The 11,197-nt window shown below is 64.3% G+C and carries 10 protein-coding genes; 2 read left to right on the top strand and 8 right to left on the bottom strand.

Annotation, left to right across the window (positions count from 1 at the left end; translation table 11 throughout):
- Positions 1 to 194 precede the first annotated feature (194 nt).
- From RQX22_RS14515 to RQX22_RS14495, 5 genes are all read right to left on the bottom strand, one after another.
- Positions 195 to 2,297, bottom strand: a complete 2,103-nt coding sequence (locus RQX22_RS14515) for a prolyl oligopeptidase family serine peptidase (RefSeq protein ID WP_315727270.1) — start codon at positions 2,295 to 2,297, stop codon at positions 195 to 197.
- Between the two features lie 86 nt (positions 2,298 to 2,383).
- Positions 2,384 to 5,308: a TonB-dependent receptor gene (locus RQX22_RS14510; RefSeq protein ID WP_315727269.1), complete on the bottom strand. Its 2,925-nt coding sequence runs from the start codon at positions 5,306 to 5,308 to the stop codon at positions 2,384 to 2,386.
- 60 nt (positions 5,309 to 5,368) lie between these two features.
- Complete coding sequence (locus RQX22_RS14505; RefSeq protein WP_315727268.1) at positions 5,369 to 6,364, bottom strand: FecR family protein; 996 nt, start codon at positions 6,362 to 6,364, stop codon at positions 5,369 to 5,371.
- A gap of 12 nt (positions 6,365 to 6,376) precedes the next feature.
- Positions 6,377 to 6,943: an RNA polymerase sigma factor gene (locus tag RQX22_RS14500; protein ID WP_315727267.1), complete on the bottom strand. Its 567-nt coding sequence runs from the start codon at positions 6,941 to 6,943 to the stop codon at positions 6,377 to 6,379.
- 78 nt (positions 6,944 to 7,021) lie between these two features.
- Positions 7,022 to 7,201 (bottom strand): Flp family type IVb pilin, encoded by a 180-nt coding sequence (locus RQX22_RS14495; protein ID WP_315727266.1) that lies wholly within the window; start codon positions 7,199 to 7,201, stop codon positions 7,022 to 7,024.
- Positions 7,202 to 7,358: 157 nt separating this feature from the next.
- Here RQX22_RS14495 and RQX22_RS14490 point away from each other — a divergent pair, with 157 nt between their 5' ends.
- Positions 7,359 to 7,838 (top strand): hypothetical protein, encoded by a 480-nt coding sequence (locus tag RQX22_RS14490; RefSeq protein ID WP_315727265.1) that lies wholly within the window; start codon positions 7,359 to 7,361, stop codon positions 7,836 to 7,838.
- 138 nt (positions 7,839 to 7,976) lie between these two features.
- Here the strand turns inward: RQX22_RS14490 and RQX22_RS14485 are convergent, their stop codons facing one another.
- Positions 7,977 to 9,047, bottom strand: a complete 1,071-nt coding sequence (locus RQX22_RS14485) for a S41 family peptidase (RefSeq protein ID WP_315727264.1) — start codon at positions 9,045 to 9,047, stop codon at positions 7,977 to 7,979.
- Positions 9,048 to 9,289: 242 nt separating this feature from the next.
- On the opposite strand from RQX22_RS14485, the gene RQX22_RS14480 reads away from it, so the two are divergent.
- Positions 9,290 to 9,940, top strand: coding sequence for a hypothetical protein (locus RQX22_RS14480; protein WP_315727263.1), 651 nt, complete (start codon positions 9,290 to 9,292; stop codon positions 9,938 to 9,940).
- 22 nt (positions 9,941 to 9,962) lie between these two features.
- Here the strand turns inward: RQX22_RS14480 and RQX22_RS14475 are convergent, their stop codons facing one another.
- Both RQX22_RS14475 and RQX22_RS14470 read right to left on the bottom strand, forming a co-directional pair.
- A complete protein-coding gene (locus RQX22_RS14475) occupies positions 9,963 to 10,469 on the bottom strand; it encodes a hypothetical protein (protein WP_315727262.1) in 507 nt (168 codons plus the stop codon).
- Between the two features lie 58 nt (positions 10,470 to 10,527).
- Positions 10,528 to 10,908, bottom strand: a complete 381-nt coding sequence (locus RQX22_RS14470) for a response regulator (RefSeq protein WP_315727261.1) — start codon at positions 10,906 to 10,908, stop codon at positions 10,528 to 10,530.
- Positions 10,909 to 11,197: the final 289 nt, after the last annotated feature.

Genomic DNA, 11,197 nt, shown 5'->3' with positions numbered 1-11,197 from the left:
CCAATGTCGATGATCGGGATGAAAGCGTCCGCCGGCATGGCCAATAAGCACTTTGGCTATGATACAGTCGGCGGACGACTCCAGTTCGACACTCCTCGTTGGGCAGCTCCCAAACCACTCTTCCCCTCACTGCTTCGAGGGGCGCGCGCGGCTTCCGCCATTATCAGAGGCGTCCGGACGACAGAGTGCGAAGGCTACCTACCGGACGATGCCCTGCGGCTCTGGTGCGGCGGCCCGTATTTCAGAATCATCCGCTCGGTGGCGCGCCCAAGCAGCCAATAATCGAACCACTCCAGGTTACGCCGTGCCGATTCCTTGCGGAGACGTGGTTCGTAAATGCCATGTCCGGTTCGAGGATAGAGGATGAATTCCGACGGGATTTCGAACCGGCGAAGCCCCTGGAAGAGCTTTCCGCCCATCATTTCGCCCACCCCACCGAAATCATGACGGCCATATTCGAGGAGGCTGGGCGTCCGGACGTTGGCGACATGACAGATTGGCGACTGCGCCTTCATCCGCGACAGATCCTCAATGTCATAAGGATCGCTGAAGCCTGTCTGGTGCTGCCAATGCTGTTGCAACGCCAGGTTCGCCGCCCCCAGTGCCATCGTCTCCGGGAAATCCACGGGTCCATCGTTGATCGAAGCCGCGCCGAACCGTTTCGTCTGGCTTATGCTATAGGCCGTCAGCACGGCGCCATAGCTGAAGCCGGCTATGCCCAGCCTTTCGGGATCCGCGACGCCGTCGCGCACGAGCTTGTCGACCCCGCTCATCATGTCGCCGAAGGCGCCTTTCACGAAGTCCTTATTGTCGGGAATCGCCTGCCGGAAGGCTTTGGAATAGCCGCCGCGCCCCCGCGTGTTCGGCGCGAAGACGGCATAGCCGCCGGCAACGAGAGCGTGCACGGGATATTGCTGCACGAGCCCGAAATGTGTCCGGACCATCGATGGCCCGCCCTCGATAAGGGTGACGAGCGGCAACCGGGACGCGGCTCCTGCCGGACGTATCAGCACGCCCTCCAGGTCCCAGCGTCCATCCTCGCTTTTCCAGGAGATGGTTTCCAACTTGTGGGGCGGCAGCTTCAACTTGGGGTTGAGATCGGTCACGAGCTGAGGTTTGAAATCCGCCATTGGCGACTGGCAAAGCTCGCGCGGCCTGGCGAAGGATTCGCAGCCGAACAGGATGGCACGCGTGGCGGGAGAAACACTCACTCCCGACAGAATCTGATGGTCGAGCGGGCTGAATCGGCGAAGCCGCGCGGAGGTCAGGTCGAGCTCGAAGATCGGCGTGTGCAGCCGATGGTCGCCGACAAAATATAGAAGCGCGTCGGAGCCCCAGCTGAAATCACGCGGCGTGCCCATGCCGGCTGCGAGCTCGGCGCGCGCAGGATTTTCGATCGCGCCCGTCTCCACATTGTAGAGGCCAAGGAATTGGAGCCAATTCTTGTCGCCTCTGCCTCCCTGAGTGGCAAAAGCGATCCATTTGCCGCCCGGGGACCATTTCGGCTGGTTGTCGACGCCTTCAAGCTTCACAATCGGTGTGACGGTCCGGCTACGCCGATCGAGGATATAGAGATCGAGCTCATAGAAGCGGTCTGCGCTAGCTGACGGAGTGGCGGCAAGCGCCAATCGCCGGCCATCGGGAGACCAGCTCATCTCCGCAACGTCCAGATCCGGTCCGGTGAGGAATTCCACCCCTCCCGAGGCGACATCCACCAGAAGGATGCGGCGGCCGGGTCCCGCATCGCCTCCCCAATAGGGCCAGGACACGTCCATCTCCTTGCCCCCTATTGCCTCTTCCTGCGGCTGTGGCGATGCGACGATCAGCGCGACATCCTCGCCGTTGGGAGACCAGGCGGCATCCGTGACGACGGCGCCTTCAGGAATCCTTCCCTCGGCGATTAGCCGGTCCCTGCCGGTTGCGACGTCAAGCAGATGCGCCTGGCCAGCACTAAGATAGGCAAGGCGGTTGCCATCCGGAGAAAATGTCAGCGCGGGTCGGACGTAAGTCGAAGGGCTGTCCGCCAGGTCGGCTAGCTTGCGGCCCTTGCTCCCCTTCCTGGCCTCGCTCGCCCAGACAGAAAGAGCATAAGCATCGCCATTGGATGTTGGCGCCGCGGTCACATAAGCAACTGTACGGCCGTCCGGCGCCACGGCAAATTCCACGAGTTCGGTGACGCGGATGGACGCTTCGGCGATGGCGTGGGGCAACCGAGCCTCCGCCTGTTGCCGTGCCAAGCCCACATCTGGCGATGCGATGGCGAGAAAGACAGCGAACAGACCCTTATGATGCGCCATTAAAATGAACTCCTCGCATAGGTCGGAGGGCAGCAATCGGGATATGCGCGGGGGCGAGACGTTGCGCCCATCGGCATCGGCGTCGATCAGAACGCCTTGGTGAGCTTCAGATAGAGGAAGCGGCCCCGTATTTCGGACTGGGAAGCGTCGTGGCCATATGCATCCCGAACCTCGCTGAAGGGCGGATCCGCGTCGAACAGGTTGATCGCTCCCGCCCGAACCAGAAAGCCCTCGAGCAAGCCTCCGTCCGCTTTGGCAATTTCTCCCAGGTTGAAGGACAATTGGAAGTCTATCACGATCGGCGGCTCAATCTTCCGGCCGGTCCGTTCTCCGGAGAAATCGATATCGTCATAAGGGGAAACGTAGCGAGCGCTCGCGGTCGCGCCGAAGCCGCGACGCGACCAGGTCAAAGTGCCGACGGCCCTCCAATCGGGAATGGTACCGTCGGGTTGGGCGAGGCCGACGCGCTCCGTGCTCGGGAAGAAAGGAAAGTCGGCGGCCTTGTAGCTGTGAACCCAGGTTGCCGTCAGGCTCGGCGCAAATCGGCCTATCGACGTGTCGATGCCAAAGGAAACGTCGAAATCCATGCCGCTGGTCTCGACCTTGCCCGAATTGATGTTCTGGACATTGAGCGCTTGCAGCCTTCCCGGCCGGCCGGCAGCGACATCCGCCGGCGTCGGCGCCGCTCGGACGACAAGGTTCGGAAAAGCCTCCTCATTCTGCAGGATGAGGAAAAGATCGGTGAGCACGACCCGCTGATCCTGCTCCACGGACCAATAAGTGGCGCCAAGACTCAGCCCCGCCGCCGAGGCGGGCGTGAACACGAAGCCCGCATTGAACGATCTCGCCTTTTCCGGGTCCAGGTTCGGATTGCCGGACAGGGTTATGTCCACCAGGGATATTTCGCCGCCACGCCTGGCGTCCGGCAACGGAATACCTGGAATGAATGTCGGCGGCAGGAACAACTCGAAAAGCGACGGGGCCCGAAAGCTCGTTCCATAAGAGCCGCGAACAAGAAATGATTTCGTCGGCGCCCACAAAGCGCCAATGCGCGGATTAAGGGTTCCTCCGAAATCGCTATAGTGATCGAAGCGGCCGGAAGCAGTGATCGTAAGCCTCTCGCCAAGCGGACTGTCCTGGTCCGGTCCGATCAGAGGAGCACGAAGTTCGAAGAAGGCGGATGCGGTGTCACGGTCGGCTGCCAGATCGATGCCGAATATTTGTGAATGAACGCCGACCGACTCATTGCGCAATTCGCCACCGACTACCGCTTCGGCAGCTCCCCCGGGCAGTGCGAACAGCTCGCGGCGCACGAATGCGCTGCCCTGGACAGCCTCGGAGACGAGGCTGTCTACGATCGGAGTGGCTCTGCGAAGCGACGCCAGCAACGCAGGACTTCCGCCGGGTCCATCTTGAAACGGGTTGAACGCCTTTGTCGGATCGCTTTCGGCCAAAGCTGTATCAAGTGCGGCCAGATCGAGACCGCCTTCCGCGATATTGCGGCCCTTATCATGGGTATAAAGGAAGGCCGTCTCCCACCCGCCTTTGTCGAAATTGCCTTCCAGACCGCCGACTATGCGCCAGGCCTTGGACGTGTAGCGATCAAATCGGGGGCCGTAGGCTTCGGTATCAAACCTATAATTCACCAGAACCGGCACGCTGAACGGATTGAACGCATTGGTTTCGGGAACGTAAGTGAAGTCGAGCGACGGCGCGGGCTGGATATGATGATCCTCGCGATCGACATACATCAATTCGCCAAAGGCGGTGATGGCCGAGCTCAGATCAAATTCGGCGCGCGCGAATGCACTGTATCGACGCCCGGCGGGGATGATCGAGAGGTCGGCATAGCTGCTGGCGAGATTCGTCTGGCCGACCGTCTGGGCGAAGTCTTCCGGCGTTAACCCAACGCCGGTGCTTCCGACCGGCACTGCTGCGCAGGGCCCAGGAAGTCCCGGCAGATTGGAGAAATCGGCGGCGCATATATTGCCAGGATTTGCGTTTTCGACGCGTTGATCGGTACCGCCGAAGCGTCGAAAATCGGCATCTCGCGTATAATCGCGGTCGCGTCCGAAAAGGGGCTCACGCTTGAAATATTCTAACACGAAGACGTTGCGCAGGCGCCCTGCCGGCACGCTGAAGGCAAGTGACCCCTGATATTCCGCGCCGCCTCCTTTGGCCGTGCCGTAGGAGAAGTCGGCGGTCGGGCGATCGACTTCGTCCTTCAGGATGAGGTTGAGCACGCCTCCGATCGCGTCCGCGCCGTAGACGGAAGAGGCGGACTCGGTCAGCACCTCGATCCGTTCCACCGCAGCGAGCGGAAGCATGTTCAGATCGAAGACGTTCCGCGTACCCTGAAGAGCCGACGTGACCGTCCGGCGTCCATTGACCAGGACGAGCGTCGTGCCAAGTCCGAGACCTCTCAGCTGCACCGATCGCGCTGCGCCGAACGAGGTGGCTTCCGAAGTCTGGAACGATTGCTGCGGCAAATAGCGCAGCACATCGGCGACCTGGTTGACGCCGAGCTCATCTATCCTCTTTTCGTTGAAGACGGTGACCGGCTGCTCCCCTTGGGAGCGAAGACGCGATCCGGTCACGACGATGTCCTGACCCTCATCCCGCTCAACGTCCGCCGACACGATATCTTGGGCTTGTGCGGAAACGGTGCCGGCATCCGTCGCGCTCGCACCGGCGGCGCGGAGGATCGTATAAGTCTGCGGTCCGGTCTTCATAGCCCGAAGGCCGGTACCGGCGAGCATCGCGTCCAGGGCCTGTTCGACCGACAGATTGCCGCGGACGGCTTGGGTGCGGACATTGCCGCCGGTGCGGCCCGGCAGCAGGATCTGGACCCCGGCCTGTCTGGCGAGGGCGGAGACGGCGGTGGCGGCGCGCTGGGCGGGGACATCGAACATCCGCGTCTGCGCGGCTGCCGGTGCGGCCGCGCACATGATCGCCATCGCTCCCGTTGCCGCCAGTGCCGCGTGCCTGAAACGTCCAACCCGATTTGCCATTTCGCTTCCCCCTCGATGCCGGCGCTTCTTCACACCCTTCGGAGGTCTAGACACGCAATCTCAGCTTTTCCGCGAACTTTCTTGCGGCCGGCGCGGCCCGCCGATGACGATGCGGCGCGGATCGGCGGTCTGGACGGGAAGATCGAGCCCGTGCCGGATCGCGTTGGCAAAGCCTTCCGGATCGTCGATCCTGAAGATGCCGTATAAAGGCTCGCCGGCCGCCGAGGGATCGGCGAGGACGAGCTTGCGCTGATTGTAGCGGTTGAACTCCTCGATCGCCTCGCCGAGCGGATCGCCGTCCAGGTCGATCTGTCCGGCGCGCCAGGCCAAGGCGCGGTCGACGCTTGCCGGGGCGCTGGCGGCGACCGCGATCGCCGCATCGTCGGCCACGAAGGCGCGGTTGCCGGCGGCCAGCTTGACGACATTGCCTTCGGCGCCGTCGGCCCAGGCCTCCACGACGCCCTCCGTCACCAGCACGTCGGCACCGCCTTCGCGCCGCCGCACCGAAAAAGCGGTGCCGATCGCCCGCACCCGCACGCGTCCGGTTTCGACGAGGAAGGGCCGGGATGGATTGGGCGCGACCTGGAACCAGGCTTCGCCGCTCTTGACCTCGACCCTGCGAAGATCGGGCGCCATCGCGACCTGGACCACGCTTTCGGTGTTGATCGCCGCAACCGATCCATCGGCCAGGGGAATCCGGCGCACCTCGCCGAGACCGGTGCGATAGGTTTCGCCGTTGCGCCACAGGAACAGGCCGCCGGCGAAGGATGCCGCCAGCGCCGCCGCGCCGCCGGCAAGCAGCCGGCGGCGGCCGATCGTGCCTGCGCGGACCGGCGCATCGATCGCCTCCTCCTCATTCGGGTCGACGCCCGAGAAATGATCGTTCAGCAGCGCGAAGGCCGCCCGCGCCTGGACGAGCGCCCCTTCCCTGCGCGTATCGCCCTGCAGCCATTGCCCGAGCGCCTGCATCAGCTCGGGCGTTTCGCCATCCCGGTCGATCCGCGCCAGCCATTCGGCGGCTTCCTCCTCGATCGCTTCCGCGCTCTGCCTGCTCATCCTGTCAAATCCTCAACGCAGCCTGGTGCGCAAATAGGGTTCGGCCGCCGCCACATCGCTGGACCGCCTGAGCGCCTTCAGGACCAGCTTGATCGCCTTGGCCGTATCATGTTCGACGATATTCTCGCTGACTCCCATCCGCGCCGCGATCTCGCGCTGCGAAAGGCCTTCGATCCGCCGCATCTCGAAAATCCGCCGGCACCGTTCCGGCAGCGCGTCGATGCGCTCCCGCACGCGGGCCAGGTCGCGCCGCGCACCGACAATCCGCTCCGGCGAAGGCGCTTCGTCGGCCAGGCCGAGATCGTCCAGCTCCGCCGCCGTCTCGATGCGGATGATGCGGGCGTGGCGGATCTGGTTCAGCAGCAAGTTGCGCACGGTTTGAAAGAAGAAGGCATCGGGCCGCTCGATGCTTTCGAAATCGTCGATCTTGGCCAGCCGGCAATAGGCTTCCTGGATCAGATCGTCGCTGTCCGCGTGACTGACGAGCGAGCGCGCGAGCCAGGCGCGCACCAGATGCTCGCAAGGCAGCACCTCGCGCTTCACCCAGTCCGCGACCCTCGTCTGCCGGTCCTCGCCCATCGTTCCTCGACTTCGCACACTGAAACCGTGCCGATTCAGTCTAGACACGCCAGTGACAAATTTCCGCGAGGAAATTCCTCAACCGCCGCGCATGGCGGCGGACGCGGTCGTGAAGATATTGGACAGGTTCAGTCCCAGGCTGAGGAAGGCCATGATGCAGGCCAGCGAGATGAGGGCCGCGATCAAAGCATATTCGATCGCCGTAGCGGCCCTTTCGTTGGTCAGGATCTTCGCGGCGAAGGTGAGGAATGCGTCCATGATCCGGATGCTGGCGGAACCATGCTTGCCCAACCCTTAAGCGGGTACGAAGAGAAAGGTCCGATTCCGATCCACTTCTATGTGGTGGAAACCGTCACGCATCGCGTCTAACGCATGCGCCGGCACTTCCGCCGCTTTGCGAATTCGAAGGTTTCCCATGGCCAGATCCGCCACCGACGTGATGCAGGACATCCTCTATGCCGCCGTCGTCGATGCGCTCGACGCGCTCAAGGGCGCGTCGAAGGGCGTTCCCAACACCCTGCTCAGGGACATAGGCGCCATCCACGCCAATTCGACCTTCGGCGATCTTCCCAAGGAGTTGCAGGCGGCGATCACGGCCAATGTCCGCTCCGCCTTCAACCGGTTGCTCAAGGAAGGCTATTCGGTTTCCCATGCGGACGCGCCGCCGCAGCGGCACGCGCCGCCACGCCACGATGTCCCGCGCTCCGGGCGCCCGGGCGGCGGGCCGGGAAAGCCCGGCCAGCGGCGCCCATCCGGCCCAGACCGGCCATCGGGACCCGGCAAGCCTTCCGGGCCGCGCCCTCCCGGCGGAGGCGGCAGGCCGGGCGCTAGCAGGCCGGGTGGGGGCAGGCCGAGTGGGGGCAAGCCGCGCGGCCCCGGCGGCGGCGGACGCTAAAGCATCGTGCTGAAAAGTGGGTACCGGTTTTCAGCTTTTCACGATGCGATGACAAAGGTTTAGAGCGTGCGAATTGCGTCACGTTTAACGCAGCGCGCGCCAGACTTTTGAATGGAGCCTGATTTGCCGAGCCCCGCCCTATAGGGCCGAGGCCGGACTGCTCGCGCGGCGGATCGCCTCGTCCAGCGCCTTGTCGGCAGGCACTTCGACATCGGGCTTTACGCCGACCCCTTCCCAGCCTTCGCCCGTATCGGGATCGAAGGTACGTCCGAAGGGGATGAAGGCGCCATAGCCGCCGCCAAGATCGACCGTGTGGCCATAATTACCGGCGCCCCGCGTCGTTTCGCCGATCAGCAGCGCCCGGTGCGTGCGCTTCAGCGAAAGGGCGAGATGCTCGGCAGCGGAGGCCGTGCGGCCCGACGTCAGCAGGAAGACGCGCGCCTTGGCGAGGGTGCTGCCATGCGGATCGGGCAGCGCGACATGGGCACGCCGGACGACCGTCGGCGGACCTTGGAGGCGCTTCAGCGTCGGGCCGTCGCCGAAAGCCTCTTCGCCCCTCTGCTCGATCGCCAGCCTGGTATCCATGCGGACCAGTTCGGTCTCCTGGGCGAAGAGCTGCGCAAACAGAAGGTCGATTTCCGCGAGCCCGCCGCCGCGATGCTCACGCGCGTCGATGATGAGGCTGGAGGCAGCGGCATGGTCGGCGAGAAATTTCCGCAGATCCGTCAAGGTCTTTTCATCGCCGAAGAAGGCGCGAAAGCTTATATAGGCGATGCCGTCGCCCACCCAGCCGCTCTTGACGATCGAGGATCCCGGCGGAGGCCCGCCGCCGGCGCCGCCAAGGTTGAGCGCATGGGGCGGAAACAGCCGCAAATGGCGATCGGGAGCGACCGCCTGCAGATCGGCGGTGACCGCCTCCGCGAAGCTTTTGGCGGAGGGGAAATGGGCATAAGCGCCGCTCGCCGCCTTCGCACGCACAGCTGCCGCATAAGCGCTTCCGGTTTCGGGCCGGACGAAATTCTCCTCCAGCGCGGTCGCGAGCTTTTCCACGATTTGCTTTGCGAGGACGGGGTCGAAGGCTTCTTCGCCGGAAGGCGCGGCATCGGCGGCGGGAGCAGGCGGTGCCGGCTGGGCATGAAGCATCGCGCCGCCGCATGCCAGTGCAGCCAGGCCCGATCCGATCGCTGCAACTCTTCCCGTGATGCCCATGGGTCTTGCTCCTTCATCCCGTGCCGCGGCGCGCCGACATTCCTGCAGGAATGCTTGCGCCAGGATGAACCGGCGCGGGCAAGCGCCGCGGCGCGATCGCGACCGCTCGGCGCAACCGCACTGGCGCCGCTGCGTTGGAATGGCATAGTTGTTCAAGTCGGCTGGAATCCTCCGATGACCCGAAAATAGCGAAAGCAAAGAAGGCCAGGTGCAACCTGCCGGACGAAGTGAAGGGGAAGATAATGAAATTGCCGACTTATTCGATGGCCCTCGGCGCCCTGCTGCTTGTGTCCTGCGCGCCCGAACGAAGCGCCAACCAGGCCGAATCGTCGACCGATGCGGCCGATCCTGCCGCGCCCGCAACGCCGGTTCCGCCGCAAGCGGACCTGCAGCCGGAGCCGATGGCAAATGCGTCGGCGCCCCTCACCGCCCAAGGCTGGGGTCCGCTGCGGATCGGCATGACGTTGGCGGAGGTCACCCGGGTGCTCGGCCCGGACGCGAATCCCGATGCGGTCGGCGGGCCGGACCCCGAAAGCTGCGACCAGTTCCGGCCGGAACGCGCGCCGAAGGGCATGCTGGTGATGATCGAGGATGGCCGCCTGACGAGCGTTTCGCTGATCGACGATTCTCCTATCGCGACGGACCGCGGCCTGCGCGTCGGCGACGATGCGGCGGCGGTGACCAAGGCCTATGGCGCGGAGCTCGTCACCTCCCCCCACAAATATCAGGATCCGCCGGCCGCCTATCTGACCTGGTGGACGACGGGCCCGAAAGACGATTGGGTGCAGGACGTGGCCGCGCGCGGCATACGCTACGTGCTCGGCGGAGAAGGCACGGTCGAGACCATCCAGGCCGGCGGGCCGAGCATCCAATATGTGGAGGGCTGCGCCTGAGCCGGCACCGGCATGCCGCTCCTCAGCTTTCCTCGCGGACCTTGGCGCCCAGTTTGGTCAGTCGGGCGCCGCAATTGCGGATCTGGTCGATCATGCCGAGCAGGTCGGCGCGCGCGAAGTCGCGGCCGGAGCCCGCGGCATGAGGCATGCCGCAGGTGATGAAGGGCTGGCGCGTGTCCGCCGCCTCGGCCGCACCCTCGAAATGGTGGGCGATGAGATTGCGGTCGCGGCGCAGCCGTTCGAACGAGGAAGAAAGATCGGCCACTTCATCGGCCAGTTGCTGATCCCGCCGCGCCGGCCGGCTCAACAGCGCCCGCCATTCCGCGAGGCGTTCGGTGGCGGAGCTCCGGATGCGCAGCGACGTTCCGGTGTCGCCGCCCTTGGTACGGAACCGGCGTATCTCGTCCACCAGCGCCTTTTCGAGCATGCTCCATTCGTAGAGCAGATGCCCCACGCAGCACATCAAGGCATCGAAGCGGTCGGCCTTGTTGTCGACTTGCTCGACAGTCTTGATTTCCTGGACATTCATCAGAACCTGGTTGCTCCTTCAAGAAATGGCGTATTGGCGATGGGCGTGGGCGGCGGGCTCATGCCGCTTCGGGCTGGCGGAGACGGCGGACCGCGTCGACCAGTTCGAAAGGGAGGAACGGCTTTTCCAGGAAGACGGCGCCGGCCGGCGCCCGGTCCCGATGCTGCCGCGGCGGATCGCCGGTCATGAAGATGGTCCCGATCGCGCTATCCCGCCGATGGAGCGCGGCGGCGACCTCCAGTCCATCGACGCCTTCGCCAAGATTGACGTCGGTCACCAGCAGGCCGATCCGGTGATCGTTCGATGCCAGCCGCGCGATCGCATCCGCGCCCGAGACGGCGCTGGTCACCCGATAGCCTTCGCCTGCCAAGACCCCGGTCAACATGGACAGGATCATCGGCTCATCGTCGACGACGAGTATCTCCATATCGGTAACCATTGCCCACTCCCCATCCCACTGCAGGCTAACAGCTTTTTCCGCGGCGCGTGAATCGGCTCGGCGCGCGCCCGGACCATTTGCCCGCACGCGGAAAGACGAACCGAGCGGTGCCGGCGACGAACCGTCGAAGCCAGTTTCACCGAGCCCGCGCCCGACTGGAAGCGCCGACCGCCCACAGGGCCTGAAGGAACGGATTCCTTTTCGCCGATCGGTCACCAATCCGCTTCCGGCAAGTGGCTTGATCTGGGTTAATGCATTCTATTTGAACATGTTGCACAAGCCCGGCTCC

It is taken from the genome of Sphingosinicella rhizophila, from assembly GCF_032378825.1.
GTDB lineage: Bacteria > Pseudomonadota > Alphaproteobacteria > Sphingomonadales > Sphingomonadaceae > Allosphingosinicella > Allosphingosinicella rhizophila.
This window is presented reverse-complemented; position numbering and strand designations above follow the sequence as displayed.